This window comes from Brevibacillus sp. JB24b (assembly GCF_051713385.1).
In the GTDB taxonomy this organism is placed as follows: Bacteria; Bacillota; Bacilli; order Brevibacillales; family Brevibacillaceae; genus Brevibacillus_B; species Brevibacillus_B laterosporus.
On sequence record NZ_JBNVQV010000001.1, the window covers coordinates 150,001 to 176,875 of the forward strand.

Annotated in this window: 28 protein-coding genes, 1 rRNA gene and 2 other annotated features (1 of these 31 cut by a window edge); of the genes, 28 read left to right on the plus strand and 1 reads right to left on the minus strand. The window is 42.2% G+C overall.

Translation table 11 applies throughout. From position 1 onward, the window contains the following. The 10 genes from ACQV1I_RS00775 to pssA all read left to right on the plus strand — a co-directional run. Window positions 1-2,112: ribosomal RNA gene (locus ACQV1I_RS00775) — 23S ribosomal RNA — on the plus strand; it begins 817 nt to the left of the window's first position. 407 nt (window positions 2,113-2,519) lie between these two features. Beyond that, the gene (locus ACQV1I_RS00780; RefSeq protein WP_094701836.1) at window positions 2,520-3,620 is read left to right on the plus strand and encodes an MGDG synthase family glycosyltransferase; all 1,101 of its coding nucleotides are present in this window, start codon (window positions 2,520-2,522) and stop codon (window positions 3,618-3,620) included. Between the two features lie 63 nt (window positions 3,621-3,683). Continuing rightward, window positions 3,684-4,355: an HAD family hydrolase gene (locus tag ACQV1I_RS00785; RefSeq protein ID WP_116335309.1), complete on the plus strand. Its 672-nt coding sequence runs from the start codon at window positions 3,684-3,686 to the stop codon at window positions 4,353-4,355. Window positions 4,356-4,580: 225 nt separating this feature from the next. Next, window positions 4,581-5,045, plus strand: a complete 465-nt coding sequence (locus tag ACQV1I_RS00790) for a CtsR family transcriptional regulator (protein ID WP_094701834.1) — start codon at window positions 4,581-4,583, stop codon at window positions 5,043-5,045. A gap of 75 nt (window positions 5,046-5,120) precedes the next feature. Further along, window positions 5,121-5,657, plus strand: a complete 537-nt coding sequence (locus ACQV1I_RS00795) for a UvrB/UvrC motif-containing protein (protein ID WP_094701833.1) — start codon at window positions 5,121-5,123, stop codon at window positions 5,655-5,657. A 26-nt stretch (window positions 5,658-5,683) separates the two neighbouring features. Continuing rightward, window positions 5,684-6,748 (plus strand): protein arginine kinase, encoded by a 1,065-nt coding sequence (locus ACQV1I_RS00800; RefSeq protein WP_018673926.1) that lies wholly within the window; start codon window positions 5,684-5,686, stop codon window positions 6,746-6,748. A 27-nt stretch (window positions 6,749-6,775) separates the two neighbouring features. Then, window positions 6,776-9,238, plus strand: coding sequence for an ATP-dependent Clp protease ATP-binding subunit (locus tag ACQV1I_RS00805; RefSeq protein WP_116335308.1), 2,463 nt, complete (start codon window positions 6,776-6,778; stop codon window positions 9,236-9,238). Between the two features lie 190 nt (window positions 9,239-9,428). Then, complete coding sequence (gene radA, locus ACQV1I_RS00810; RefSeq protein WP_018673924.1) at window positions 9,429-10,793, plus strand: DNA repair protein RadA; 1,365 nt, start codon at window positions 9,429-9,431, stop codon at window positions 10,791-10,793. Between the two features lie 9 nt (window positions 10,794-10,802). Further along, window positions 10,803-11,849 carry a DNA integrity scanning diadenylate cyclase DisA gene (gene disA / locus ACQV1I_RS00815; protein ID WP_094701830.1) on the plus strand — a complete coding sequence of 349 codons (1,047 nt, stop codon included), beginning with the start codon at window positions 10,803-10,805 and terminating at the stop codon, window positions 11,847-11,849. Between the two features lie 141 nt (window positions 11,850-11,990). Next, window positions 11,991-12,710 (plus strand): CDP-diacylglycerol--serine O-phosphatidyltransferase, encoded by a 720-nt coding sequence (gene pssA, locus ACQV1I_RS00820; RefSeq protein ID WP_018673922.1) that lies wholly within the window; start codon window positions 11,991-11,993, stop codon window positions 12,708-12,710. 100 nt (window positions 12,711-12,810) lie between these two features. On the opposite strand, the gene ACQV1I_RS00825 is transcribed toward pssA, so the two are convergent. After that, window positions 12,811-13,203, minus strand: coding sequence for a DUF1573 domain-containing protein (locus tag ACQV1I_RS00825; protein ID WP_094701829.1), 393 nt, complete (start codon window positions 13,201-13,203; stop codon window positions 12,811-12,813). A gap of 306 nt (window positions 13,204-13,509) precedes the next feature. Between ACQV1I_RS00825 and ACQV1I_RS00830 the strand changes: the two genes are divergently transcribed. The 18 genes from ACQV1I_RS00830 (at window position 13,510) to ACQV1I_RS00915 (ending at window position 26,705) form a co-directional block, all read left to right on the plus strand. Beyond that, window positions 13,510-14,601 carry a PIN/TRAM domain-containing protein gene (locus tag ACQV1I_RS00830; RefSeq protein WP_116335307.1) on the plus strand — a complete coding sequence of 364 codons (1,092 nt, stop codon included), beginning with the start codon at window positions 13,510-13,512 and terminating at the stop codon, window positions 14,599-14,601. A 30-nt stretch (window positions 14,602-14,631) separates the two neighbouring features. Beyond that, the gene (gene ispD / locus ACQV1I_RS00835; RefSeq protein ID WP_094701827.1) at window positions 14,632-15,333 is read left to right on the plus strand and encodes a 2-C-methyl-D-erythritol 4-phosphate cytidylyltransferase; all 702 of its coding nucleotides are present in this window, start codon (window positions 14,632-14,634) and stop codon (window positions 15,331-15,333) included. Next, window positions 15,330-15,803 (plus strand): 2-C-methyl-D-erythritol 2,4-cyclodiphosphate synthase, encoded by a 474-nt coding sequence (ispF, locus tag ACQV1I_RS00840; protein WP_116335306.1) that lies wholly within the window; start codon window positions 15,330-15,332, stop codon window positions 15,801-15,803. The genes ispD and ispF overlap by 4 nt, the downstream gene beginning before the upstream one ends. A 49-nt stretch (window positions 15,804-15,852) precedes the next feature. Beyond that, window positions 15,853-17,319, plus strand: coding sequence for a glutamate--tRNA ligase (gene gltX, locus ACQV1I_RS00845; protein ID WP_116335305.1), 1,467 nt, complete (start codon window positions 15,853-15,855; stop codon window positions 17,317-17,319). Between the two features lie 17 nt (window positions 17,320-17,336). After that, window positions 17,337-17,588, plus strand: a binding site (T-box leader). A 152-nt stretch (window positions 17,589-17,740) separates the two neighbouring features. Next, the gene (cysE, locus tag ACQV1I_RS00850; RefSeq protein ID WP_094701825.1) at window positions 17,741-18,406 is read left to right on the plus strand and encodes a serine O-acetyltransferase; all 666 of its coding nucleotides are present in this window, start codon (window positions 17,741-17,743) and stop codon (window positions 18,404-18,406) included. After that, the gene (gene cysS, locus ACQV1I_RS00855; RefSeq protein ID WP_116335304.1) at window positions 18,387-19,793 is read left to right on the plus strand and encodes a cysteine--tRNA ligase; all 1,407 of its coding nucleotides are present in this window, start codon (window positions 18,387-18,389) and stop codon (window positions 19,791-19,793) included. The genes cysE and cysS overlap by 20 nt, the downstream gene beginning before the upstream one ends. 11 nt (window positions 19,794-19,804) lie before the next feature. After that, complete coding sequence (locus tag ACQV1I_RS00860) at window positions 19,805-20,212, plus strand: Mini-ribonuclease 3 (RefSeq protein WP_018673914.1); 408 nt, start codon at window positions 19,805-19,807, stop codon at window positions 20,210-20,212. A gap of 5 nt (window positions 20,213-20,217) precedes the next feature. Then, complete coding sequence (rlmB, locus tag ACQV1I_RS00865) at window positions 20,218-20,973, plus strand: 23S rRNA (guanosine(2251)-2'-O)-methyltransferase RlmB (RefSeq protein WP_018673913.1); 756 nt, start codon at window positions 20,218-20,220, stop codon at window positions 20,971-20,973. A 1-nt stretch (window position 20,974) separates the two neighbouring features. Next, window positions 20,975-21,499, plus strand: a complete 525-nt coding sequence (locus tag ACQV1I_RS00870; RefSeq protein WP_018673912.1) for an NYN domain-containing protein — start codon at window positions 20,975-20,977, stop codon at window positions 21,497-21,499. A gap of 79 nt (window positions 21,500-21,578) precedes the next feature. Then, window positions 21,579-22,229 (plus strand): RNA polymerase sporulation sigma factor SigH, encoded by a 651-nt coding sequence (sigH, locus tag ACQV1I_RS00875; RefSeq protein WP_003333816.1) that lies wholly within the window; start codon window positions 21,579-21,581, stop codon window positions 22,227-22,229. A gap of 298 nt (window positions 22,230-22,527) precedes the next feature. Continuing rightward, window positions 22,528-22,680, plus strand: coding sequence for a 50S ribosomal protein L33 (rpmG, locus tag ACQV1I_RS00880; protein ID WP_255193757.1), 153 nt, complete (start codon window positions 22,528-22,530; stop codon window positions 22,678-22,680). 29 nt (window positions 22,681-22,709) lie between these two features. Further along, window positions 22,710-22,904, plus strand: a complete 195-nt coding sequence (gene secE, locus ACQV1I_RS00885) for a preprotein translocase subunit SecE (protein WP_003333814.1) — start codon at window positions 22,710-22,712, stop codon at window positions 22,902-22,904. Window positions 22,905-22,952: 48 nt separating this feature from the next. Further along, the gene (gene nusG / locus ACQV1I_RS00890) at window positions 22,953-23,489 is read left to right on the plus strand and encodes a transcription termination/antitermination protein NusG (RefSeq protein ID WP_003345138.1); all 537 of its coding nucleotides are present in this window, start codon (window positions 22,953-22,955) and stop codon (window positions 23,487-23,489) included. 169 nt (window positions 23,490-23,658) lie between these two features. Beyond that, window positions 23,659-24,084, plus strand: a complete 426-nt coding sequence (gene rplK / locus ACQV1I_RS00895) for a 50S ribosomal protein L11 (protein WP_018673911.1) — start codon at window positions 23,659-23,661, stop codon at window positions 24,082-24,084. Window positions 24,085-24,183: 99 nt separating this feature from the next. Further along, window positions 24,184-24,867, plus strand: coding sequence for a 50S ribosomal protein L1 (gene rplA, locus ACQV1I_RS00900; RefSeq protein WP_094701823.1), 684 nt, complete (start codon window positions 24,184-24,186; stop codon window positions 24,865-24,867). 48 nt (window positions 24,868-24,915) lie between these two features. Further along, window positions 24,916-25,065: a sequence feature (ribosomal protein L10 leader region), on the plus strand. A gap of 28 nt (window positions 25,066-25,093) precedes the next feature. Continuing rightward, a complete protein-coding gene (gene rplJ / locus ACQV1I_RS00905) occupies window positions 25,094-25,609 on the plus strand; it encodes a 50S ribosomal protein L10 (RefSeq protein WP_094701822.1) in 516 nt (171 codons plus the stop codon). 30 nt (window positions 25,610-25,639) lie between these two features. Beyond that, window positions 25,640-25,999: a 50S ribosomal protein L7/L12 gene (gene rplL / locus ACQV1I_RS00910; protein ID WP_018673908.1), complete on the plus strand. Its 360-nt coding sequence runs from the start codon at window positions 25,640-25,642 to the stop codon at window positions 25,997-25,999. A gap of 109 nt (window positions 26,000-26,108) precedes the next feature. Then, a complete protein-coding gene (locus ACQV1I_RS00915) occupies window positions 26,109-26,705 on the plus strand; it encodes a class I SAM-dependent methyltransferase (RefSeq protein WP_116335303.1) in 597 nt (198 codons plus the stop codon). Window positions 26,706-26,875: the final 170 nt, after the last annotated feature.

Here is a 26,875-nt window from a genome sequence, read left to right on the forward strand (position 1 = left end):
CTAGCGGTGAAATTCCAATCGAACTCGGAGATAGCTGGTTCTCCCCGAAATAGCTTTAGGGCTAGCCTCGGATTTAGAGTCTTGGAGGTAGAGCACTGATTGGACTAGGGGCCCTCATCGGGTTACCGAATTCAGTCAAACTCCGAATGCCAAGTACTTATATCCGGGAGTCAGACGGTGAGTGCTAAGATCCATCGTCAAAAGGGAAACAGCCCAGACCATCAGCTAAGGCCCCCAAGTGTATGTTAAGTGGGAAACGATGTGGAGTTGCCCAGACAACCAGGATGTTGGCTTAGAAGCAGCCACCATTTAAAGAGTGCGTAATAGCTCACTGGTCGAGTGACTCTGCGCGGAAAATGTAACGGGGCTAAACATACCGCCGAAGCTATGGCAGTCCTTATGGACTGGGTAGGGGAGCGTTCCAAGCAGCAGTGAAGCCGTATCGTGAGGAGCGGTGGAGCGCTTGGAAGTGAGAATGCCGGTGTAAGTAGCGAAAAGACAAGTGAGAATCTTGTCCACCGAAAGCCTAAGGTTTCCTGGGGAAGGCTCGTCCTCCCAGGGTTAGTCGGGACCTAAGCTGAGGCCGAAAGGCGTAGGCGATGGACAACTGGTTGATATTCCAGTACCACCTCTGTTCCGTTTGAGCAATGGCGTGACGCAGGAGGATAGGGTGAGCGGCCTATTGGATGGCCGTCTAAGCAGTAAGTGTGGTGTGTAGGCAAATCCGCACACCAATAAGCACAAGCTGTGATGGCGAGGGAAATTTAAGTACCGAAGTCCCTGATTTCACACTGCCAAGAAAAGCGTCTAGCGAGGAACAAGGTGCCCGTACCGCAAACCGACACAGGTAGGCGAGGAGAGAATCCTAAGGTGCGCGGGATAACTCTTGCTAAGGAACTCGGCAAAATGGCCCCGTAACTTCGGGAGAAGGGGCGCCTCGGTAGGGTTTATAGCCCGAGGAGGCCGCAGTGAAAAGGCCCAAGCGACTGTTTAGCAAAAACACAGGTCTCTGCGAAGCCGCAAGGCGAAGTATAGGGGCTGACGCCTGCCCGGTGCTGGAAGGTTAAGGGGATGGGTTAGCGCAAGCGAAGCTTTGAACCGAAGCCCCAGTAAACGGCGGCCGTAACTATAACGGTCCTAAGGTAGCGAAATTCCTTGTCGGGTAAGTTCCGACCCGCACGAAAGGCGTAACGACTTGGGCGCTGTCTCGGCAAGAGACCCGGTGAAATCATAATACCTGTGAAGATGCAGGTTACCCGCGACAAGACGGAAAGACCCCATGGAGCTTTACTGTAGCCTGGTATTGAAACTTTGTGCATCATGTACAGAATAGGTGGGAAGCTGTGAAGCGAGGGCGCCAGCCTTCGTGGAGCTGTCGTTGGGATACCACCCTTGATGTACGGAGTTTCTAACTTGCCGCCCTTATCGGGTGGAAGGACCATGCCAGGTGGGCAGTTTGACTGGGGCGGTCGCCTCCTAAAGAGTAACGGAGGCGCCCAAAGGTTCCCTCAGAATGGTCGGAAATCATTCGTAGAGTGTAAAGGCACAAGGGAGCTTGACTGCGAGACCTACAAGTCGAGCAGGGACGAAAGTCGGGCTTAGTGATCCGGTGGTTCCGCATGGAAGGGCCATCGCTCAACGGATAAAAGCTACCCTGGGGATAACAGGCTTATCTCCCCCAAGAGTCCACATCGACGGGGAGGTTTGGCACCTCGATGTCGGCTCATCGCATCCTGGGGCTGAAGTAGGTCCCAAGGGTTGGGCTGTTCGCCCATTAAAGCGGTACGCGAGCTGGGTTCAGAACGTCGTGAGACAGTTCGGTCCCTATCTGTCGCGGGCGTAGGAAGTTTGAGGAGAGCTGTCCTTAGTACGAGAGGACCGGGATGGACGCACCTCTGGTGCACCAGTTGTCACGCCAGTGGCACAGCTGGGTAGCTATGTGCGGACGGGATAAGCGCTGAAAGCATCTAAGCGTGAAGCCCCCTTCAAGATGAGACTTCCCATAGCGCAAGCTAGTAAGACCCCTCATAGACGATGAGGTTGATAGGTTCGGTGTGGAAGTGCAGTAATGCATGGAGCTGACGAATACTAATCGGTCGAGGACTTATCCACATTGCCTTTATGCTGACTTCATTATCTAGTTTTCAGAGAATGAAGATACTGAATAGATTCTCTCAACAGATTATTGTTGAGAGATTTTTCGTTTTATGAAAAGATTATTTAGATAGAATCATAGTGTATCTTATTGCAGTGTTAAATCGTATTAAATAAGAGAACATTAGAACATATATGCACATGAAGATATGACTTAGGTTATAACCGATGGTATGATATGGTAAGGATAGGAATCAAATCAGGCTAAATATACTTTTCCTACATGAATTAGGCCTTCCTCATCTTCGTACCCCAATGATAAGACATTAATTTATGTACTTACAGAAAATGTGAGATGTGCTAGTGTTAAAAAGAATTGGGTGCAAATGAACTGATGTTGGAATAGACAGCAAAGGAGAGTCGAAATGAAAAAGATACTCATCTTTTCCGCCTCCATTGGCAACGGTCATAACCAGGCTGCTCGTGCGATTCAGGAAGAGTTAAGCGAACTTGGTTATGCTTCTATGGTAATTGACACCCTTGAATATATAAGTCCAACCTTCCATAAAATTTTATTGGAAAGCTATACGAATATATTAAAACTCTCTCCAAGTGTTTGGGGTAAAATTTATCATAATACAGAGAAAACCAGACTGTTTGATATGAATGTTTTTGTTAATAAGCTACTGGCAAATAATTTGAAACGATTGATTAACAGTGTAGAACCAGACGCTTTTATTGCTACGCACCCATTTGCCAGCTGTATGCTCTCTGTATTAAAGGGACGTAACCAGTGGACCGAACCAATTTATACAGTTATAACCGATTATACTATCCACCCATCCTGGGTGAATCATCATATTGATCACTATTTTATTGCTAGTGAACAGCTTTTTTACTTAGTTGATCTTTATCATGAAAATCATCAAAAATTTAAACCAATGGGCATCCCGATTATGCGCAAGTTTAGAGAAGAGCTTAATAAACAGGAGCTCCGTACTAAATTTGCAATTCAGCCGGAGCAAAAGGTATTAATATTGTCCGGGGGCGGATTAGGATTAGGTCCTATGGATAAAGTGTTACAAGGTCTCGATGAATTACATATTCCTTTAAAAATTTTCGTCTTAACAGGTTTAAATGACAAATTATATCGAAGTGTTACAAACCGTTCGTATTCTCATGATGTAGTGGCATTAAAATATGTGGATAATTTCCATGAATATTTAGAAGTAGCTGATGCGATTGTGACAAAATCAGGTGGTTTAACAACTGCTGAAGTATTAAGCAAACGTGTTCCTATGGTTATTTTTAATCCATTACCAGGTCAGGAAGAACGAAATAGTCACTTTTTGTTAAACAATGGCTGTGCTGTTCACGCTACAGAGAGTCGAGATTTGATATACTCAATTGAGCAGGTGCTTTCAGATGAACAAAAGTCTAAAGCAATGCGACAACAAGCTGAAATGATTGCTCGTCCGTTTGCTGCGTATGAAATCGCTGCATTTATTAAACAAGATATGCAGTAGAGATGCGTTATTTCCATGAAGATCGGTCACAATCATTTAACAACACGATATTGAGGTGGTAGAGTGAGCATACAGCATGCCGTTATTTTTGACATGGATGGTACTTTATTGCAAACAGAGTCTATGGCTATTCCAGGTTTTAGACGCACCTTTCAAGATTTAAGAGATCGTCAGCTATGGGATGGTGAACTTCCTGATGATCGTGCTATTACTAGTACCTTGGGTATGGTTCTAGATGAGATATGGGATGTAATGTTACCGGAAGCAGATGAAAAGACAAGAGAGCTTGCTACTGAGTTATTAGCTAAGCATGAAGAGAAGTTATTAGACGAAGGTGTTGTTTCCTTGTATCCGGGAGTTGTAGAACAACTTACTGCATTGCACGAAAAGGGAATCGCGCTTTTTGTAGCATCTAATGCAATGGATGGTTATGTGGAAGCGATATGTGAACACTTTAAAATCACACACCTTTTTACTGATCTGTACTCAGCTGGACGTTTCCAAACTAAGTCAAAAGTAGATCTAGTTGCCCTTCTTCTACGAACGTATGATATTAAGCAGGCAGTAATGGTAGGAGATCGTAAGTCGGATGTTGAGGCTGGTAAAAAGAATCATTTATGGACAGTAGGCTGTGATTTTGGCTTTGCTCATTCTGGTGAGCTGAAAAATGCGGATGTAGTCATTAAAAGCTATGCAGAATTACTTCAACAGGTACCATTTTATCAATCTAAATAAATAGGCAAAAATGAACCACCTTTTTCGAGGTGGTTTTTTTGATTGATACAGGTTGAAATAGACCTTTTTTGACCAAAATAAAGGAGTAAGGGAAATAAGGGTTGAAAGTAAATAAAAAAGTAATTATAATAAAAGTCAAAGATAGTCAAAGTCAAATTAACTAACAAAAAAATTAATTTTGAGGCCCTTAGCATCAAGCATATTCTTAGGCAAGGAGGCGACACTTTGCGAAATATATCGGACATCATTGAGCAGCATTTAAAGGGCATACTTCAGGAGAGTCCGAATGGAGCTATTGAAATTCAGCGGAGTGATATTGCCGAAAAGTTTCAATGTGTACCGTCCCAAATTAATTACGTTATTAACACTCGTTTCTCTATTGAAAAAGGATATATTGTTGAAAGTAAACGTGGCGGTGGAGGCTTTATCCGGATTCGCAAAGCACAGATTTTGTGTAGGGAAACATTACAAGAGCTTTTGACAGAAGAAATGATTGGAGATAGTATAAGTCAATCTTATGGCTACTCTATTATTGATCGTTTAGTGGAAGAAAGATGGATTAATCTACGAGAAGCCACTTTAATGAAGGTAGCTACCTCAAGGCAGGTTCTAATGGTTAACACACCTTTGCGTGATCAGTTGAGAGCCAGTATTTTAAAGCATATGATTACAACAATCCTAATAACATAAAAGTTACACTTTGCAGAAATGGAATTAACCCTGAAGTCTGAATGTACCGATTGACTTGTAAGGAGGATTCTTATTATGAATTGTGAAGAGTGCGGCAAACGCCCAGCAACCTTACATCTTACCAAAATCGTAAATGGTGAAAAGTCTGAGACTCATATTTGCGAGCAATGTGCTAAGGAAAAAGGTGAATATTTCTCAGGGTTTGGGAATTTCGGTCTAAATAATTTATTGGCTGGTCTATTAAATTTTGATCCGATGAACAAAGGTGTCAATAGTCAGCAGATTAGCCAAAATACGGTTTCTCCGCTTACGCGTTGCGAAACATGCGGTTTAACCTATACACAATTTAGCAAGAGTGGTCGCTTTGGTTGTAGTGATTGTTATAACCATTTCGGAGCTAAACTCGATCCGCTCTTCAGAAGAATTCATGGAAATACCCAGCATATGGGGAAAGTACCTGAACGTACAGGTAGCCAGCTAAAGATAAAAAAGGATTTACAGCAACTAAAAACTGCTCTGCAACAACATATTGCTACAGAGGAGTTTGAGAAGGCAGCAGAAATTAGAGACCGTATTCGTGCATTGGAACAAAAGATTGAACAATCCAAGTGAATAAATGGTGGAGGTGAACATCAAGTATGTCCCTACAGCGTTTTACCCAGCATCCATGGAGTAATTGGATGAAAGGCGAGGGTCCTGACTCTGATATTGTTATTAGTACACGGTTGCGCATTGCCAGGAACCTACGTCAACATCCATTTCCACTCCTAGCTACTGACTCACAAGCAGAAGAGGTCGTACGCAAAGTACAAGAAGTAATTGATTCTCCTTCTATGAAGAAAAAAGGTTCCTTCGAACTGTTGTGCATGGAGGAGATGAAGCCTCTCGAAAAGAGAGTACTGGTAGAAAAACATCTCATCAGCCCTAATTTGGCAGAGGAATCAAGAAAAGGTGCTGTCATTTTAAGTGAGGACGAATCTATCAGTGTATTAGTGAATGAAGAAGATCATCTACGCATTCAGGTGTTCTTGCCAGGCTTTCAATTGCGTGAGGCCTGGGAAAGAGGAAGCAAGATGGATGACATCTTCGAAAAACAAGTCAATTATGCATTTGACGAAAAACGAGGATATTTAACCAGTTGTCCTACAAACGTAGGTACAGGTATACGTGCTTCTGTCATGTTACATTTACCGGCACTTGTGATGACCCAACAAATCAATCGAATTTTGCAAGCTATTACTCAAGTAGGCTTGGTTGTTCGTGGCCTGTATGGGGAAGGAAGCGAAGCTGTTGGAAATCTCTTTCAGCTTTCCAATCAAGTGACACTCGGTATGTCAGAAGCAGATATTATTTCCAATCTATATAGCGTTGCAAGTCAGATTATTGAACAAGAGCGTGAAGCACGTCAGTATTTGCAAGAGCATAATCGCATATCTATTGAGGATAAGATTTTCCGTTCTTATGGGATTTTGACTCATGCAAGAACGGTAGAATCAAAGGAAGCGGCGCAGCGTTTATCTGATGTACGATTAGGTATAGATTTGGGATATTTGCAAGCATGTAGCCCATTTGTTGTGAATGAGCTGTTAGTAAGCACACAACCCGGCTTTTTACAATATGATGCTGGGCAGAAACTAACAGCAGAACAACGTGATGAGCGTAGAGCTTATGTTATCAGGGAACGACTAAAATGTAATTCATAAGAGAAGAGTAATGGAGGTGCTTATACTATGATGTTTGGACGATTTACAGAGCGTGCGCAAAAAGTATTAGCTTTAGCATTGGAAGAGGCAGTTCGCTTAGGTCACAAAGATATTGGGACTGAACATGTCCTTTTAGGTCTGATCCGTGAGGGAGAAGGGATTGCGGCAAAAGCACTTCAAGCTCTCGGTCTCGGCCTTGATAAAATTCAAAGTGAAGTAGAATCTTTAATCGGTCGTGCTCCTGAACAACCGGCAAACACGACAAACTATACACCAAACTACACTCCACGAGCTAAAAAAGTAATTGAGTTGTCCATGGATGAGGCTCGCAAGCTAGGTCATACGTACGTGGGAACTGAGCATATTTTGTTAGGTCTGATTCGCGAGGGAGAAGGAATTGCTGCGCGGATCATGAACAACCTAGGTGTGAGCCTAAATAAGGCGCGTCAACAGGTATTGCAATTATTGGGTAGCTCAGAAATGATGTCATCACATCAACCATCTGGAAGCAATGCTTCAGCCAATACTCCTACTTTAGATGGATTGGCACGGGACTTGACGACTATCGCTAAAGAAGGTTCACTTGATCCGGTGATTGGTCGTCAGAAAGAAATTGAACGTGTCATTCAGGTATTGAGCCGACGGACAAAAAATAACCCAGTCTTAATTGGGGAACCGGGTGTTGGTAAGACCGCAATAGCAGAGGGTCTTGCCCAAAAAATTGTTAATAATGAAATCCCAGAAACATTACGTGATAAACGCGTCATGACTTTAGACATGGGTACAGTGGTAGCAGGTACCAAATATCGTGGTGAATTTGAGGATCGTCTGAAAAAAATCATGGATGAAATTCGTCAAGCAGGAAATATTATTCTGTTCATTGATGAGTTGCATACATTAATTGGAGCAGGTGGGGCTGAGGGAGCGATTGATGCATCCAATATCCTAAAACCAGCTCTTGCTCGCGGTGAGCTACAGTGCGTAGGGGCCACCACGTTGGATGAGTATCGAAAATACATTGAGAAGGATGCTGCGCTCGAACGTCGCTTCCAACCAATTCAAGTAGATGAACCAACTCCAGAAGATGCAATTAAAATTTTGAGTGGTTTACGTGATCGTTATGAAGCCCATCACCGTGTGAAAATTACAGATGAAGCAATTAATCAAGCGGTGAAATTGTCTGATCGTTATATATCTGATCGCTTTTTACCAGATAAGGCTATTGATTTGATTGACGAGGCAGCTTCCAAAGTTCGCCTGCAATCTTTTACAGTACCACCTAACTTAAAAGAATTAGAAGTTCGATTAGAAGAGGTTCGTAAAGAAAAGGATGCAGCAGTACAATCTCAGGAATTTGAGGAAGCTGCGGCTTTGAGAGATAAGGAACAAAAACTACGCGAGGAGCTCGATTCCACTAAGAAGGATTGGAAAGAGAGACAAGGAAAACTAAACATGGAAGTTACTCCTGAGGATATCGCTCATGTGGTAGCTAACTGGACTGGTATTCCTGTTTTAAAATTGAAAGAAGAAGAAACGGAACGCCTGTTAAAAATGGAAGATATTCTACACGACCGAGTTATTGGGCAGGATGAGGCTGTAAAATCGGTTGCCCGTGCGGTACGCCGTGCTCGTGCTGGTTTAAAAGATCCAAAACGCCCGATCGGTTCGTTCATCTTCTTGGGTCCAACAGGGGTAGGTAAAACAGAATTGGCACGTGCCGTCGCTGAAACATTATTTGGTGATGAAGATGCCATGATTCGTGTAGACATGTCTGAATATATGGAGAAGCATACTACTGCTCGTCTTGTTGGTGCGCCTCCAGGATATGTAGGTTATGATGAGGGCGGTCAATTGACAGAAAAGGTTCGCCGTAAACCATACTCAGTCATTTTGTTAGATGAAATTGAAAAGGCACATCCAGATGTCTTTAATATTTTATTACAAGTGCTTGATGATGGACGATTAACAGACTCTAAAGGACGGACAGTTGATTTCCGTAATACGGTAGTCATCATGACATCCAATGTGGGTGCTAGCATGATTAGGAAAAATAGCTCCCTTGGCTTTACTACGAATGATTCTGAAAAGAAATATCAAGATATGAAAGATAAAGTGATGGATGAATTGAAACGCAGCTTCCGTCCAGAGTTCTTGAACCGTATCGATGAAATTATTGTGTTCCACTCTTTAGAACAGGAGCATATTGAAAAAATCGTTACGTTGATGACTGAGGACTTGCGCAAACGCTTAGTGGAACAAGAGATTGATTTTAATCTAAGCGAAGAGGCCAAGAAAATTCTCGCTAAAGAGGGCTTTGATCCTGCCTATGGTGCACGACCATTACGCCGAGCTATTCAGCGGAACATCGAAGACCGCTTGTCTGAGGAATTGCTCAAGGGTACGATCACTAAAGGAGATACCGTTCAAATTGAGGCTGAAGATGGCAAATTAACGGTAAAACGCTTAGAACAAGTAAAAGTAACAAAATAAACTAATCTTGAAGCAAAACATGGTATAATTTCAGAAGGAAGCAGTATGTATCCCCGAAGATGATTCGGGGATATTTTTTATACAGCTAGCATAAATGTAAGGTGATATAAAAATGCTTTTCATTAGCAGGATTTAACAGAACTTGCACGAACAACAGTAGAATGAATTTATAGATACGGGAGTATGTTATATGTCAAAAGTAAAAACAAAGTTTGTGTGTCAGGATTGTGGGTACGAAAGTCCCAAATGGATGGGCAAATGCCCAGGCTGTAATAATTGGAATACACTGGTTGAAGAATTAGAACGTAAACAAGTAGGTGGCAGAGAGCGTGGAATGTCCACCAAACAAAAAGCACAACCAATCACAGAGGTAATAAGTGACGAAGAACCACGATTAGATACTACTTTAGGTGAATTAAATCGTGTATTAGGTGGCGGATTAGTTTTGGGATCGCTGGTGCTTGTTGGAGGAGATCCGGGGATCGGAAAGTCTACTTTACTTCTCCAAACTTCTTTTGCTCTTGCACATCAGAATAATAAAGTGTTGTATATCTCCGGTGAGGAGTCTGTTAAACAAATTAAAATGCGAGCTGATCGACTTGGTGTGCAAACATCAAATCTGCTAGTAGTGACAGAGACTGACTTGGAGCAGGTGGAGGAGCAGATAACGTTTGTGGACCCTGATGTGGTCATTATTGACTCAATCCAAACCATTTTTCATCCTGCTGTCACATCTGCTGCAGGTAGTGTAGCTCAGGTCAGAGAGTGTACCAGCCACCTCATGCGAATAGCAAAAAGTAAAGGTATTGCTATCTTTATTGTCGGACATGTTACAAAAGAAGGAGCAATTGCTGGGCCGCGTATGCTTGAGCATATGGTTGATGCTGTTCTTTACTTTGAAGGAGATCGACATAATACCTTCCGTATTTTACGGGCTGTTAAGAACCGATTTGGATCTACAAATGAAATGGGTATTTTTGAAATGAAAGAAAAAGGACTTACTGAAGTAGAAAATCCTTCTGAACTATTCTTAGCCGAACGTCCGATTGGAGTTGCTGGATCAACAGTAGTAGCGAGTATGGAAGGGACTCGCCCTGTACTTGTTGAACTCCAGGCATTGGTTTCCCCAACCAGCTTTGCTACTCCACGTCGAATGGCAACAGGAGTAGATCATCAGCGAATTGCTATGATTATGGCCGTTTTGGAGAAACGAGTAGGCTTGATGCTACAAAACCAAGATGCCTATGTAAATGTAGCTGGTGGTGTTCGCCTGGATGAGCCTGCCATTGATTTAGCTATTGCAGTGAGCATTGCTAGTAGTTTTCGAGATCATTCTACAAATCCATATGACGTAGTGATTGGAGAAATTGGTTTAACAGGTGAAGTACGCGGTGTTTCTCGAATTGAGCAACGTATACGTGAAGCGGAAAAACTGGGCTTTAAGCGTGTCATTATTCCGGAGAGAAGCATGCGAGGACTAGAAAAGCCTTCAGGCATTGAGGTAATTGGTGTGAAGAATGTAGAGGAAGCTTTGGAATATGCGTTGAGGGGGTAGCTATATTTGATGTTGGATGCTTTGCGTTTTGTCGCTCCAGGTACGCCTTTTCGTGAAGGATTGGAAAACGTTCTACATGCCAAAACAGGAGCTTTAATTGTTGTAGGGTGTAGTACACAGATGAAAAACATAATTGATGGTGGCTTCTTTATTGATTGTGAATTTACTCCTGCACATTTATATGAATTGGCTAAAATGGACGGAGCTATTGTTGTCAGCGAGGACGCGAAGCGAATTTTATATGCCAACACACAGCTATTGCCCAGTGGGGCTGTTGTTTCTAATGAAACGGGAACCAGGCATCGGACAGCCGATCGAATAGCACGATTAACTAACCATTTGGTTATAGCTATTTCCCAGAGGCGCAATGTCATTACTTTATACCAAGGGACTCAGCGCTACGTTATTAAAGATATTAGTGTTATTTTGGCAAAAACGAATCAAGCACTTCAAACTTTGGAAAGATATAAGATGGTGTTAGAGCAAGGGCTTACAAATCTAAGTGCCCTAGAATTTGAACAATTAGTCACTGTTCATGAAATTGTATCGGTTATGCAACGGATTGAGATGGTCATCCGTATAAAGTTAGAGATGAAAAAATATATTCTGGAATTAGGTACCGAGGGGCGGTTAATCAACCTGCAACTAGAAGAGCTTGTAGTCAATGTGGAACAAGAGGCGGAACTGCTCATTTTAGACTATGCAAAAGACGATAAGGTGGATACTAAGCAAGTCTTAAACGAGATGAGTAAGCTCAGTCCTGAGGAATTGATGGATCCAAGCGTCTTTCTTCGTTTATTGGGGTATATAAATATGAATAAGCTCTCGGACGAGGCAGTGATGACACGTGGATATCGATTGCTCAGTAAAATATCTAGACTTCCTTCCACTGTCATATGCAATCTCATTTGCCACTTTGGTAACTTACACTTCATCATGATGGCTACTATCGAGGAATTGGACGATGTAGAAGGAATTGGTGAGATTAGGGCACGTGCCATTAAGGACGGATTGAGAAGAATCCAAGAACAAGTGTTCATTGACAGGCACATTTAGTTCTATTAGTATGAAGGGATTATGCTACGGTTTTCTTTTTAAAGTCAACAGGTATAAATTACCCCCTTTTTCTACTCTTACCAATTACCAGTCAGCAGTAGGGATAGAATATCGTGGGATGATAATTAACGGAGGTAGACTATGATTGTGAAAGCATTGCCGAACATGCTCACTCTAGGCAACCTATTTTTAGGTATAGTAGCAATGATCTTGGCATTTAACGATTATGTTGATTTCGCAGCCATTACAGTAATCGTCGGGATGCTGTTGGACGGTTTGGATGGTCGTGTAGCACGTATGTTAAATGCACAAAGTGAATTTGGAAAAGAATTGGACTCATTATCGGACGTTATATCTTTTGGGGTAGCACCAGCCTTTATTATGTATGTAGTTGCTTTGCAAGAAATTAGTGTAGTAGGTATCATCATCACGGCACTTTTCCCGATTTGTGGAGCTTGTCGCTTAGCACGTTTTAATGTACAAGCGGGTGTTCCTGGTTACTTTATTGGCTTGCCTATTACGGCTGCTGGTGGTGTACTAGCTACACTGGCACTATTTCATGAAGTATTTCCAACAACCATCTTGGCACTTGGAATGCTGATGCTTGCTTACCTTATGGTATCGCGCGTGAAATACCCAAACTTCAAAAAAGTAGGGATTCCGAAATCAGCATATTGGATTGCCCCAATAATCATCGTTGGTGTGATTATTATTGCGGTCATGTTCCCTAATCAAATTTCCAAACTGGTATTTGTGCCTCTCGCACTATATGCTTTGTATGGGATAAAAAAAAACGTTGAATATTTTATTCGCAAGGTAAGAAAAAGAGAATCACAAGAAGAGAAAAAGCATTATCTATAACCCAATAGGATCAAAAAACAACCCCCCGTTTGAGTTAAACGGGGGGTTGCAACTTTCTTGTGGGTTCATCCGTAGTATAGAGAGAAAAGAACAATTGATGCTAGGAGAGGTTAAAAACTCCTAACGTATTGAGCCGGTCTGTTTCAACTTCGAGTACTTTGGATAAGGAAATATCAGTGACGTTGCAAAGGGCAGCTAAGTAAAATAAGTTTTTCCCAATTTCAGCGGTTACGATGTCCCGACAATGTTCACAAAGCTGTCCTGAAAAATGCGTATCTAGATGAGGTTGGTTATCGTGTAAAGTACTTGCAGGATCAAATGCTTGCTTTAAGGCAGTAATCTCCACGCATCCACAATCAGTTACCGCTTTTGTCAATGCTCGGTTTGTTCGAGCGCTAGACTCCTGCAGCTTAGTCATGACGTCTAAAATACTCCGATGTCTAATCAGTAGGTTGGAAACTTGTTCTTGAAAATCCTTGATTTCACTAGACAATAGTATTCACCTCTGTTCTCTGATGAGGGGGAGTCAGAAAATTCTATTCACTTGGTTATGGTTTATTATAGAAACTCCTTAATCCATCTGTCAAACGTTAGAATTTTTGCTGGTTTTACAAATTTATGTTTTTTTGATTGACGTACATGTTGAAGCTGTGTTAAAATTTCCGGCTATTTGACACTATAAAAAATATTTTGTTATAGTGAGGGGAAAGAGATATGAGACAAACCATTCAAATCATTTGCAGGAGACTAGGTTTTTTTGTTAGATCTTCTGTCTATATTAATAAGAGGAGGTGAGCCTATGTTAAAACGAATCTGCAAGGTTTTCTTTGTTATCGTTGGTGGAGGACTGGGGTATCAGTTTGGACCTGCATTTTTCTCATTTTTGAATGATTTGCTCAATTTTGGAGAAGTTCCACGTCCAGCATACATTGGGGCTGTACTAGGGGTGGTTTTGTTTTACTTTTTGGCAAATACGTTGGTGGATTACTTGGTGAATGCAATCCGCTGGGGTGAAGAAAGGTTATTGACGCTCCCTATTACTGATGTCATGTTTGGAGCCTTAGGTTTGATTATCGGACTTATCGTTGCCTTTTTATTATTCCTACCGATCAATAGTATACCGCTCCCAGTTCTCGGTGATTTCTTACCACTTCTTGTTTCTGGTTTGCTTGGTTATTTAGGCTTTCAGGTGGGATTCCGTAAAAGAGATGAAATTATGGCGGTATTTTCTATAGGTCGTAAGGAGAAGAACAAAAAGGAAAGCGGGGGCATTGCTGCCAACGTTGAGCATAAAGTTTTGGATACCAGCGTTATTATCGACGGTCGAATTGCAGATATCTGTCGCACCGGTTTTATCGAGGGAGCACTTGTTATTCCAGGTTTTGTACTTGAAGAATTGCAGCATATTGCCGATTCGTCTGATGCACTAAAAAGAAACCGCGGACGCAGAGGTTTGGACATTCTAAACAAAATTCAAAAAGAATTAAAAGTTAATGTTCAAATTTATGAAGGAGATTTTGAAGAGATTGCGGAAGTGGATAGTAAATTGATTAAACTAGCGAAGGTGCTTAACGGTAAAGTGGTTACCAATGACTTCAACTTAAATAAGGTCTGTGAATTGCAAGGTGTTCCAGTTCTTAATATCAATGATTTAGCCAATGCGGTTAAACCTGTGGTCCTGCCGGGAGAAGAATTACATGTGCAGGTGATTAAAGACGGGAAAGAGTACGGTCAAGGTGTGGCTTATCTTGATGACGGTACTATGATCGTAGTAGAAGGCGGTCGAGATTATATTGGGTTAGAGATTGATGTGCTGGTAACCAGCGTACTACAGACATCGGCAGGTCGCATGATCTTTGCGAAGCCAAAGATGTTGGAGAAGGCATTGTAGCGCATTGATAACATAATGGAGAGGGTACGTGTGGAAACAAGCGTGGTGATCGTTGCCGCTGGGACAGGGAAACGAATGAAAGCTGGTAAGAATAAGATATGGCTACATTTACAGCATAAGCCAATTTTTCAGCATACAGTTGAAGCTTTCGTTCAACATCCTGGAATTACCGAGGTAGTTCTGGTGATAAATGAACAAGATTACGAGGATATGGATCGATGGCGAAAGGGCATGCCGTATTCGGTGATCTTGGCTACAGGTGGTGCGGAGCGTCAAGATAGCGTGCGAAATGGCCTTGAAGCTTTATCGGAGAGCTGTACGCATGTATTAATCCATGATGCAGCAAGACCTTTTATCACGGCCGAGCAAATTTCTGGAATTATAACCAAATTAAAAGATCATCAGGCAGTTGTTGTAGCGGTTCCTGTAAAGGATACGATTAAAATCGTAGGTCCAGATGGAATCGTGCAAGCAACCCCGGCACGCGAGAGCTTGTGGGCGGTTCAAACCCCACAAGCTTTTCCACTTTCACTCGTAAAAGAGGCGCATCAGTTTGCGGTTGATCAGGGAAAAGTAGGAACAGACGATGCGATGCTCGTAGAAATGCTTGGGTACCCAGTTACAATTGTTGAAGGTAGCTATGAAAACATCAAGGTGACAACTCCTGATGATCTCTGGTTTGGAGAAGAGATTATGAAGAGGCGTTCGGAAGAGAGGAAGAGGAGAAAATGAGGATCGGACAAGGTTTCGATGTGCATCAACTGGTGGAAGGCAGGCCTTGCATCATTGGTGGCGTAACTGTTCCATATGAAAAAGGCCTGTTAGGACATTCAGATGCGGATGTACTATTACATACGATTTCTGATGCACTTCTTGGAGCGATTGGAGAGGGAGACATTGGACGGCATTTCCCTGATACTGATCCGGCTTTTAAAGATGCTGATAGCCTACAGTTACTTTTCCATGTATGGAATTTGGTAAAAGAGCGAGGATATCAATTAGGAAATGTTGATGCTACGATCATCGCACAAGCACCCAAAATGGCACCTTATATTCCGCAGATGCGTGAAGTAATTGCTAAAGCGCTAGATGCAGATGCTTCTCAGGTGAATATTAAAGCAACCACAACGGAAAAATTGGGCTTTACTGGACGTGGAGAGGGTATCGCTGCGCAGGCTGTATGTTTGCTTGTCAATGCGTAAGTCTAGTAGTATCATAAGTTGGAAGAGATGGGATAAGGATGGTGTCATCATGACAAAGGAAGTTCGTTTGCGCTATGCTCCGAGTCCAACCGGTCATTTGCATATTGGCGGTGCTCGTACAGCGCTATTTAATTATTTGTATGCACGTCGTTTAGGCGGAAAATTTATTGTGCGTATCGAGGATACAGATCAGGTTCGCAATGTGGAAAATGCTGCAGAAAAGCAAATGGAAAACTTGAAGTGGCTCGGCGTCGATTGGGATGAGGGCGATGACATTGGTGGCCCATATGGCCCATATCGTTGCATGGACCGCTTGGATATTTATAAAGGATACATTGAGCAATTATTACATGAGGGAAAAGCGTATTATTGCTATGCAACAAAGGAAGAGCTTGATGCAGAACGCGAAGAGCAGCTTGCACGTAATGAAACCCCTCGTATTTTAGAAAAGCATCGTCATACTACTCCAGAACAAAAAGCTGCATATGAGAAAGAAGGACGCGTTCCTTCTGTTCATTTCATTATGCCAGATAATCGTTCTTATACAGTGAATGATCTAGTCCGTGGTGAAGTAACCTTTGATTCAAATGAAATGGGCGGGGATTTCGTTATTTGTCGTCCAGATGGTATCCCAACCTATAACTTTGCGGTTGTAATCGATGACCATCTCATGAAAATCAGTCATGTTGTTCGAGGAGAAGAACATCTCTCCAATACACCACGTCAATTGATGATCTATGAAGCATTTGGTTGGGAGGCACCCCAATTCGCTCACTTAGCTCTTATTTTAAATCAAGAGGGTAAAAAGATGAGTAAACGCGATGAAAGCATTATTCAATTCATTGAACAATATCGCGATATGGGCTACTTACCAGAAGCTATTGTTAATTTCTTAGTGCTATTAGGATGGTCTCCAGGTGGGGAACAAGAGATCTTCTCATTAGAAGAGTTGAGCGAGCTATTTAGCTTCGATCGAGTTAGCAAGTCCCCAGCTGTATTTGACAGCACCAAAATGAACTGGATGAATAATCATTATCTAAAAGCTAAACCAGTAGACGAGATCGTTGACATGTGTATCCCTCATCTACAAGAAGCTGGTTTCTTAGAAGAAGAATTGACTTCTGAACGCAGAGAATGGGCGAAACAGATCGTAGCACTATATCAAGAACAAATGTCTTACTGTGCACAGATTGTACCTCTTTCCGCTCTCTTTTTCTTAGATGAAGTGGTTTATGAAGAGGATGCGAGGCTCGTATTAAAAGAACCTCAAGTAAAAGAGGTGCTTGTGAGCTTTAAGGAGCACATTGAATCTGCAGATGAATATAGTGTAGAAACAATTAATGCTTCCCTGAAGGCAGTCCAAAAAGCAACTGGACATAAGGGAAAAGCGCTATTTATGCCAGTGCGTGTATCTATTACAGGTCAGGCACACGGACGTGATCTTGGTCAATCCATTTATTTAATTGGCCGTGAAAAAGTATTAGCACGTCTACAACAAGTTATTTCTAGTCTATAATAAAAACAATATAGAAGTTACACGCGTTGAACAGGAGAAGTACAAGTGAGAGGATTCAATAGAGAGAACGGGATAGGTGGAAGCCGTTTGTAGACTCTGCTTGGAAATGCACCTGGGAGCAACCAATTGAACACAATGTCTATTGAAAGTAGATTGGTCGGGGGACCCGCCGATAAAGGGTATTGAGCGAGATGAACTCTAGTCATCGTTGGTGTAGAGTTTAATTCATCTAAGCAGAGTGGAACCACGGTAAAAACACCGTCTCTGCGTCTATATAGGCGTATGAGGCGGTGTTTTTTGTATTCATCTGAGAAAAAGCAACATCCTGCCCTGCTGAAGCCTTGTCAAAACGTAAAGCCTGCTTCGTTTACGATAGAACGTTGAGAAACCGGTGGTCAGACAAAAGAATAGGGGGAGTCCCATGTTTGCTAGGATGAAGGAAGATATACAGATAGTGTTTGAACGTGACCCTGCTGCACGTAGTACGTGGGAAGTGGTGCTAACTTATGCAGGGCTTCATGCCATTTGGGGACACCGGATGGCGAATAGATTATGGAAAAAAGGCTGGAAAACTTCAGCTCGTTTCGTTTCCCAAATCACGCGTTTTTTTACAGGAATCGAAATACATCCAGGAGCAACGATTGGTCGGAGAATGTTTATTGACCACGGAGCTGGTGTTGTAATTGGAGAAACTTGTGAGATTGGCGATGATGTAACAATATATCAAGGAGTAACCCTTGGAGGTACAGGAAAAGAAAAAGGAAAGCGTCATCCGACGGTAGGAAACAATGTCATTATCGCCTCTGGGGCAAAGGTGCTTGGTTCATTTAAGATTGGCGATTATTCAAAGATTGGAGCGGGTTCCGTCGTCCTCCAACCTGTTCCCCCCCATTCAACAGTAGTTGGGATTCCGGGGCGTATTAAGATGCAAAATGGCAAAAAAGTAGAATGTGATTTAGATCATGTTAATTTACCAGACCCGATTTTAGAAATGATTCGGGACATGCAAAAGGAAATTGCTCAATTAAAAATGGAGCTTGATCAAGTTAAAAAGGAGAAATCAAATAATGAGCATACGCTTATATAACACCATGTCACGCGAAAAAGAGGCCTTTATCCCGTTAGAGGAAGGCAAAGTGAAAATGTATGTTTGCGGTCCAACCGTTTATAATTATATTCATATAGGAAATGCGCGTCCTGCCATTGTGTTTGATACATTGCGCCGCTATTTGTCATACAAAGGCTATGAGGTTACTTTTGTACAAAATATTACCGATGTAGATGACAAATTAATTCGTAAAGCAAATGAAGAACAGACAACCGTGGCCGAATTGGCTGACCGTTATACAGAGGCTTTTAATCAGGACCTGCAAGGAGTAAATGTCCTACCGCCAGATATTCAACCACGAGTTATGAATACGATTCCAGAAATCATTTCCTTTATTGAGGGTTTGATTGAAAAAGGGTTTGCTTACGAGAGTGAGGGCGATGTCTATTTCCGTACCAATCGCTTCGACGAGTATGGTAAACTATCTCATCAACCACTAGATGATTTGCAAGCAGGAGCACGCATTGAAGTAAGTGAAAAGAAAGAGAGCCCACTTGACTTTGCTCTGTGGAAAGCGGCTAAGCCTCAAGAAATTTCTTGGGAGAGCCCTTGGGGAGCAGGTCGTCCAGGCTGGCATATTGAGTGCTCTGCAATGGCCCTTCGTTTCCTAGGCGAATCCATTGATATTCATGCAGGTGGAACAGATCTTACTTTCCCTCACCATGAAAATGAGATTGCACAGTCAGAATGCTTTACAGGCAAGCCGTTCGCCCGGTACTGGATGCATAACGCAATGCTTAACATCGACAACGAGAAGATGTCTAAGTCCTTGGGTAATTTTTTGTTAGCACGCGATCTGATTGAAAAATACAGTGGTCAACTCATTCGCTTTTTCATGCTAAGTGGTCATTATCGCAGTCCTATTAATTTTAGTGATGAAATGCTAGAGCAAGCTGCTAATGGATTAGAACGTATCAAAAATGCTTATGAGAATCTGGGGCATCGTTTGAATACGGCGCGTGAAGAAGAGCCAAACGGCTTAGCTCAGGAGCAAGCACAGTTGATTGAGGGTTTACGTAAGCGTTTTGAAGAAGAGATGGATGATGATTTAAATACAGCCAATGGAATTACAGTATTGTTTGACATTGCCAAGGAAGCTAACCTATACACGCGTCGTGAAAACGTAGGGGCAACACAAATCAAAGCTTATCGTCAGTTGCTAGAAGAGCTAAGTGCTGTATTAGGTTTGACTTTGCAAGCAGAGCCTACTTTACTAGATGAAGAGATTGAGCTTTTAATAGCAGAACGTACGGAAGCTCGAAAGGCTCGAAATTTTGCTCGTTCTGATGAAATCCGCGATCAACTACAAGAGATGGGGATTATCCTTGAAGATACACCACAGGGTATTCGTTGGCGTCGAAAATAAGGAGCAATAACATGATAATAGAAAGAGATACACTAGCTCGTGATCCTAAACTTATTAATCCGCTAGTGCTCGCCTTTTTGGGGGATGCTACGTATGCTCATTACGTGCGCTACCATTTGATAACGCGAGGGATTGCAAAACCAAATCTACTGCATAAAACGGCAAATCGCTATGTGGCTGCAAAAGCGCAAGCGACAATCTTGCACCATCTCATTCCTTCTTTAACTGAAGAGGAGATGGCGCAAGTAAAGCGTGGAAGAAATGCCAAATCTGGATCAAGCGCCAAGAATGCTGATATTGTTGATTATCGACATGCTACAGCATTCGAGGCCTTGGTCGGCTATTTATATTTGAATGGTGAAGACAAGCGATTGCAGGAGATTATTCAACAAGCGTTTGCAATCGTGGAAGGAGAATAAATGAAATGAATGAAGAGTGGATTTTGGGTAAAAACCCCGTTATCGAGGCTTTGCGCTCGGGACGTACTATTAATAAAATCTGGATGGCAGAAGGTGCTAATAAAAACCAGATGGGGCCTATCTTCACGCTAGCAAAGGAGCTTGGAGTGGTGATTACCACAGCCAATCGAAAGAAGCTAGATCAATTGGTTAACTCAGATAACCATCAAGGGGTCATTGCTTCAGTAGCAGCGTATGACTATGTGGAGATAGATGATATTTTAGCTAAGGCAGAAGAGAGAAATGAAGTACCTTTTGTGATTATTTTAGATGAGTTGGAGGACCCACATAATCTAGGCTCCATTCTGCGGACTGCTGATGCAGTTGGAGCACATGGCGTCATTATACCAAAACGTCGGTCTGTTTCTTTGACAGCAACAGTTGCTAAAGCCTCTGCTGGTGCTATTGAATATGTGCCAGTTGCCCGTGTGACTAATATTGTACGTGCGATGGAGGAATTGAAGGAAAAGGGCTTCTGGATTGGTGGTACGGATGCGGCAGGAAAACAGGATTTCCGAGAAGGGGATTATACCATGCCGTTTGCTTTGGTAATTGGTAGTGAGGGGAAGGGAATGAGTCGTCTTGTACGCGAGAATTGCGACTTCCTTTACCGTTTGCCGATGGTTGGACAAGTTACTTCGCTTAATGCTTCGGTTGCAGCGGCTATTCTAATGTATGAGGTATATCGAGGACGAAACCCACTCTTACCTAGAGGAAAATGAAATGGCTAAAAGAAAGAGCAAGCAACTGCTCATTGTAGATGGCTATAACATTATTGGGGCTTGGCCACAGTTGCGCGTCTTGAAGGATCAGGATCAGATGGATGAGGCGCGCGACCTCCTCATCTCTCAATTAGCTGATTACCAAAGCTACTCAGGAATTAAGGTCATTGTAGTATTTGATGCCTATAAAATACCCGGAATTGGAAGAAAACAGGAAGATTTTAAGATCGAGGTTTACTTTACGAAGAAAAAAGAGACAGCTGACGAAAAAATTGAGCGACTAGTTCATGAGTTTTTCGAGAAAAATCGACAAATATATGTCGCTACATCCGACTATACTTCTCAACGGGTCATTTTTGGGCAGGGAGCTCTACGAAAATCGGCAAGAGAGCTGTTACTAGAAGTAGAAAATGCCCACAAGGAAATTGATCAAACGGTAAAACAAACGAATGAAGACCAGTGTTTTTCACGGATTCCGTTAAATGATGAAATAGCGAAAATCTTCGAAAAATGGAGAAGAGAGTAAAACGCATTTGGTTGACGCTATTTTATCGATTCATGTATAATAACACTATCTTATGTAACCAGGTGTCGGAGGGATAATAGTGAGTGTTGACCTCAAGGAGTTGAAACATACTCAATATGATCTGATGTCCGACGAAGAAGTTGTAGAGTTAGTACGAGAGAACGATGCTGAGGCCCTAGAATACCTGATCAATAAGTACAAAAATTTCGTACGGGCCAAAGCTCGTTCTTATTTTTTGATCGGGGCGGACCGTGAAGATATTGTACAGGAGGGCATGATTGGCCTATACAAATCCATACGGGATTTTAGAGGGGACAAGCTCACTTCGTTTAAGGCATTTGCCGAGTTATGCATTACCCGTCAAATCATTACTGCGATAAAGACGGCAACAAGGCAGAAGCACATTCCTCTTAACTCTTACGTATCGTTGGACAAGCCCATTTATGATGAGGATTCGGATCGAACATTGCTTGACGTGATTTGTGGAACAAAGGTAACTGATCCTGAAGAGCTGTTTATTAATCGAGAAGAATTTGACGACATTGAAGGGAAAATGAGTGAAATTCTTAGCGACTTGGAACGTCAGGTACTGATGCTTTATCTGGATGGACGTTCCTATCAACAGATCGCAGTTGAGTTGGATCGCCATGTAAAATCTATCGACAATGCGTTGCAACGAGTGAAACGGAAATTGGAACGATATTTAGAAGGTAGAGAAGTGCAACTGTAATTTTTGGATGCTTCTGTGATGCTTCAGTGTTGTCTATAAGAATGTATTCGGCCATAAATGCGAAAATCCTGTTTTTTGTCGAATTATATTCAAGGAAATATTAGTTAGAACGATAGTGTATAAAATTGTCAAGGCATTTCGTTGACATTGAGCTAGCTGTTGTGATAAATTTGTTTGGTAGCCATAGAGTAGATTCTATGGTTACTTCTATGAACATACGGAAAAAAGTAGCGGTTTTTCCCGAGTTTATTTGGGTTGTAGTTATAGTCTTTAGGTATCAGAAAAGATGGAGGTGGCAATGATGCGAGTAAACATTACATTAGCGTGCACCGATTGCGGTGATCGTAACTATATCAGCACGAAGAACAAGCGTACGAACCCTGAGCGCATCGAAAAGAAGAAGTATTGCTCCCGTGATAAAAAGCACACAGTTCATCGTGAAACTAAGTAATGATGAACGAGAAGTCTGGAGGTAGCAATATGAATATCTTTTCCAGAACAGGTTCGTTTTTAAAAGATGTTGTCTCTGAATTGAAAAAAGTCCGCTGGCCGAATCGCAAAGAGCTGGTTAGCTATACAACTGTCGTTGTGCTTGCGATTACGTTCTTGGCGGTATTTATGTTTGTGGTGGACTTTGGAATTTCAGAGCTAATCGGTCTTATTATTAAGAAGTAGGTAATATTCGGGTCTTAGGAGGGACGGACGTCTAACGTCCTCGTGGATATGGAAAAAGCGTGGTATGTCGTTCATACTTACTCTGGGTATGAAAACAAGGTTAAAGCGAATCTGGAAAAACGTGTTGAGTCTATGGGCATGGAAGACAAAATCTTTCGGGTGCTTGTTCCTACTGAGGAAGAAGTAGAGAATAAAGACGGTAAAAAACGCACAGTTACCAAAAAGGTATTTCCTGGATACGTGCTTGTTGAAATGGTTATGACGGACGATTCATGGTATGTCGTGCGGAATACCCCAGGGGTCACGGGTTTTGTCGGATCCACTGGAGCTGGTTCCAAACCAACAGCGTTGCTTCCTGAAGAAGCGGATACAATTCTCAAAACAATGGGATTTGAAGCGCCGAAAGTTAGGATCGATTTTGAGCTTCGCGACATGGTTACTGTAAAGGATGGTCCTTTCACAGGTCGTGATGGAGAAATCATTGAAATTCTGGCCGACAAACAAAAAATTCGCGTGCTATTGGATATTTTCGGTCGCGAGACACCAGTTGAATTAGATTATACGCAAGTTGAAAAAATGGATTAAGAACTCATCTTGAAAAGTATCGTTTCATATGATACAGTTCTTGATGATTCTAGAATCTGCAGACGAATGCGGTTCTCAATCTCACTACTAAATAGCTCATATGGTTTTTTGGTAGAGTGGGAGGGGCGAGTACCCCGCATTACCACACACGAAGAAGGAGGTGTATTACGTGGCTAAGAAGGTAATCCGCGTAATTAAACTACAAATTCCAGCAGGTAAGGCAAACCCTGCACCTCCAGTAGGTCCGGCACTCGGTCAAGCTGGGGTTAATATCATGGGTTTCTGTAAAGAATTTAACGCTCGTACAGAAAGCGAAGCAGGAATGATCATTCCAGTAGAAATTACTGTATTTGAAGATCGTTCTTTCACATTCATTACAAAAACTCCACCGGCAGCAATTCTATTGAAAAAAGCAGCAGGAATCGAATCTGGTTCTGGCGTGCCTAACAAAACAAAAGTTGCTACTTTGAAACGTGATAAAGTTCGTGATATCGCGATCTTGAAACAACCTGATCTTAACGCAGCTTCTGTTGAAGCAGCTATGCGTATGGTTGAAGGTACTGCCCGTTCTATGGGTATCGTAATCGAAGACTAATCTGTCTTTGATTGCTTGTTAAGGATGAGATTACAAGTTTTGTGTCTCATCCTGTGGGAGGATTAAACCGCTACGACCACATTGAAGGGAGATTTGCAAATGCCTAAGCATGGTAAAAAATATCTAGAAGCTACAAAGCAGATCGACAAGACTAAAGTGTATGCTGTATCTGAAGCGATCGAGCTAGTGAAAAACGTAGCTTCTGCTAAATTTGATGAAACAGTTGAAGCAGCATTCCGTTTGGGTGTAGACCCTAAACGTGCTGATCAACAAATTCGTGGTGCTGTTGTATTGCCACACGGTACTGGTAAAGTACAACGTGTTCTTGTATTTGCTAGAGGTGAAAAAGCGAAAGAAGCTGAAGCAGCTGGAGCAGATTATGTAGGCGATGCAGACATGCTTGCTAAAATCCAAGGTGGATGGTTTGAGTTCGACGTTATCGTTGCTACTCCAGACATGATGGGTGAAGTAGGTAAATTGGGTCGCGTATTAGGTCCTAAAGGTCTAATGCCAAACCCTAAAACTGGAACTGTAACATTTGATGTTACAAAAGCAGTTAATGAAATCAAAGCAGGTAAGATCGAATACCGTGTAGAAAAAGGTGGTATTATCCACGCTCCTATCGGTAAAGTATCTTTTGATGTTCAAAAACTAACTGAAAACCTTGCAGCTCTGACAGAAGCGCTTAACCGTGCAAAACCAGCAGCAGCTAAAGGTATTTACATGAAGAGTGTATCTATCAGCTCCACTATGGGTCCTGGTGTACGCATTGATGTAAAATAATTACAGTTGACTTCTAGTAGAGAAGTTGATAATATATAACCTGTTGTTAAAGAGAATATTGTCATACCGCAGACAGAAGGTGCAATGAACCGAAAGGCAAGCTGCTTAATTTCCTTCCGAGGTGTGTACTATTAATAGATTCGTTCTGTTGATATGTGCCCTCGCGAAGCGTCTGCGAGGGCATTTTCAATTTACATTAGGATTGATTGCACGGGAGGTGTAACAAATGGCAGAAATTCGTCCAACTGTTATCCGTGAAGAGAAAGCACAAGTAATCAGCGAGATCGCTACTAAGTTACGTGAAAGTCAAACAACAGTAGTAGCTGACTATCGTGGTCTTACAGTTGCTCAGGTAACTGAACTTCGTAAACAATTGCGTGAAGCTGGCATTGAATTTAAAGTATATAAAAATACTTTGTCTCGTTTAGCTACAGCTCAAGAAAACTTGAGCGAATTGGACCAATACCTATTGGGACCAAACGTAATTGCTTTCTCCAAAGGTGACGTAATTGCTCCTGCGAAGATCATTGCTGACTTCGCAAAGAAAAATGAAGCACTTGAAATCAAAGGTGGAGTTATCGAAGGTAAAGTAGTAGGCGCTGAAGAAATCAAAGCACTTGCTGCACTACCATCTCGCGAAGGCTTGTTGTCCATGCTTCTCAGCGTGCTACAAGCACCAGTTCGCAACTTCGCGCTTGCGGTTAAAGCTGTTTCCGAACAAAAAGAAGGCCAAGGCGCCTAATCGGTATAAGAAAGATTGGAGGACATTAAAATGAATCACGAACAAATTTTAGAAGCTATCAAAGGTATGTCCGTTCTTGAATTGAACGATCTAGTAAAAGCAATCGAAGAAGAATTTGGTGTAACTGCTGCAGCTCCTGTAGCTGTTATGGCTGGTGGCGCTGAAGCAGCTGCTGAGCAAACTGAGTTCACTGTTAACCTAGTTAGCGGCGGAGCTTCCAAAATCAACGTAATCAAAGTTGTTCGCGAAATCACTGGTCTTGGCTTGAAAGAAGCAAAAGACTTGGTTGACAACGCTCCTAAAGCACTTAAAGAAGGCGTTTCTAAAGACGAAGCTGAAGGCATCAAAGCTAAGCTTGAAGAAGCAGGTGCAACTGTAGAAGTTAAGTAATTTCTTCTACTTTCTATAGAGAAATCCCCCTTACCGTTAAGGTTGGGGGATTTCTGCTATCTAGGCTTATTTGATCTTGATTGAATTGCTTGGGAAAGGAGGCAAGAGGATGAGTGATCATTATTACACAAACCGACCACAATCGGCACATGAGGAAGCTGAATTTAACTTTGAGCTACTTGGAAAAACCTATCACTTTACTACCGATAGTGGTGTTTTTTCTCGGGAACGAATTGATTTTGGGAGCGTGCTTTTGATAGAAACCATGCAGTTTTCGGAACATGCGCGCGTTCTTGATGTAGGCTGTGGCTATGGCCCGATGGGTTTTGCGGCTGCATCGATAGCTAACAAAGGGCTCGTTACTATGATTGATATAAATGAACGAGCAGTAGCACTTGCAAAACGGAATGCAGAGCGAAACGGGATTTCCAATGTGGAGATTATGGCCAGTGACCTTTACGAGCAAGTAGAGGATAGAGAGTTTGATGTTATCTTAACCAATCCTCCCATCCGAGCTGGAAAAGAGACGGTGCATCGCATTTTCACAGAAGGTTATAAGCTTTTAGCGCCTGACGGTGAAATGTGGGTTGTTATTCAAAAGAAGCAAGGTGCACCTTCTGCTATTAAAAAAATGGAAGAATATTTTCGAGAGGTAGAAACTGTCGAAAAAAGCAAGGGTTATTTTATAATTCGAGCAAGAAAATAACCAAATCTCCTTGACGAGGCATTTTCCTTATGTTAACATTATAAAATGTCAATATGGGTTAAATGTCTAAACTGAGCGATTCCTGATTTGTCAATACCTTTTTGTGCTGATTTTTATGCATAGAGGGTTAAAGCTGTAAAAGGTTGGGAATTCTTTTAGAATAGAGTTTT

What these genes read in the sequence shown, in the direction of transcription:
- ACQV1I_RS00915 (WP_116335303.1), top strand. Translation starts at nt 26,109, where the DNA reads ATGAGTGATCATTATTACACAAACCGACCACAATCGGCACATGAGGAA.
- disA (WP_094701830.1), top strand. Translation starts at nt 10,803, where the DNA reads ATGTTGGATGCTTTGCGTTTTGTCGCTCCAGGTACGCCTTTTCGTGAA.
- ispF (WP_116335306.1), top strand. Translation starts at nt 15,330, where the DNA reads ATGAGGATCGGACAAGGTTTCGATGTGCATCAACTGGTGGAAGGCAGG.
- ACQV1I_RS00805 (WP_116335308.1), top strand. Translation starts at nt 6,776, where the DNA reads ATGATGTTTGGACGATTTACAGAGCGTGCGCAAAAAGTATTAGCTTTA.
- rplL (WP_018673908.1), top strand. Translation starts at nt 25,640, where the DNA reads ATGAATCACGAACAAATTTTAGAAGCTATCAAAGGTATGTCCGTTCTT.
- radA (WP_018673924.1), top strand. Translation starts at nt 9,429, where the DNA reads ATGTCAAAAGTAAAAACAAAGTTTGTGTGTCAGGATTGTGGGTACGAA.
- nusG (WP_003345138.1), top strand. Translation starts at nt 22,953, where the DNA reads ATGGAAAAAGCGTGGTATGTCGTTCATACTTACTCTGGGTATGAAAAC.
- pssA (WP_018673922.1), top strand. Translation starts at nt 11,991, where the DNA reads ATGATTGTGAAAGCATTGCCGAACATGCTCACTCTAGGCAACCTATTT.
- ACQV1I_RS00830 (WP_116335307.1), top strand. Translation starts at nt 13,510, where the DNA reads ATGTTAAAACGAATCTGCAAGGTTTTCTTTGTTATCGTTGGTGGAGGA.
- secE (WP_003333814.1), top strand. Translation starts at nt 22,710, where the DNA reads ATGAATATCTTTTCCAGAACAGGTTCGTTTTTAAAAGATGTTGTCTCT.
- cysS (WP_116335304.1), top strand. Translation starts at nt 18,387, where the DNA reads ATGAGCATACGCTTATATAACACCATGTCACGCGAAAAAGAGGCCTTT.
- rplA (WP_094701823.1), top strand. Translation starts at nt 24,184, where the DNA reads ATGCCTAAGCATGGTAAAAAATATCTAGAAGCTACAAAGCAGATCGAC.
- ACQV1I_RS00800 (WP_018673926.1), top strand. Translation starts at nt 5,684, where the DNA reads ATGTCCCTACAGCGTTTTACCCAGCATCCATGGAGTAATTGGATGAAA.
- ACQV1I_RS00795 (WP_094701833.1), top strand. Translation starts at nt 5,121, where the DNA reads ATGAATTGTGAAGAGTGCGGCAAACGCCCAGCAACCTTACATCTTACC.
- cysE (WP_094701825.1), top strand. Translation starts at nt 17,741, where the DNA reads ATGTTTGCTAGGATGAAGGAAGATATACAGATAGTGTTTGAACGTGAC.
- ACQV1I_RS00780 (WP_094701836.1), top strand. Translation starts at nt 2,520, where the DNA reads ATGAAAAAGATACTCATCTTTTCCGCCTCCATTGGCAACGGTCATAAC.
- ACQV1I_RS00870 (WP_018673912.1), top strand. Translation starts at nt 20,975, where the DNA reads ATGGCTAAAAGAAAGAGCAAGCAACTGCTCATTGTAGATGGCTATAAC.
- rpmG (WP_255193757.1), top strand. Translation starts at nt 22,528, where the DNA reads ATGATGCGAGTAAACATTACATTAGCGTGCACCGATTGCGGTGATCGT.
- ACQV1I_RS00860 (WP_018673914.1), top strand. Translation starts at nt 19,805, where the DNA reads ATGATAATAGAAAGAGATACACTAGCTCGTGATCCTAAACTTATTAAT.
- rplJ (WP_094701822.1), top strand. Translation starts at nt 25,094, where the DNA reads ATGGCAGAAATTCGTCCAACTGTTATCCGTGAAGAGAAAGCACAAGTA.
- rlmB (WP_018673913.1), top strand. Translation starts at nt 20,218, where the DNA reads ATGAATGAAGAGTGGATTTTGGGTAAAAACCCCGTTATCGAGGCTTTG.
- gltX (WP_116335305.1), top strand. Translation starts at nt 15,853, where the DNA reads ATGACAAAGGAAGTTCGTTTGCGCTATGCTCCGAGTCCAACCGGTCAT.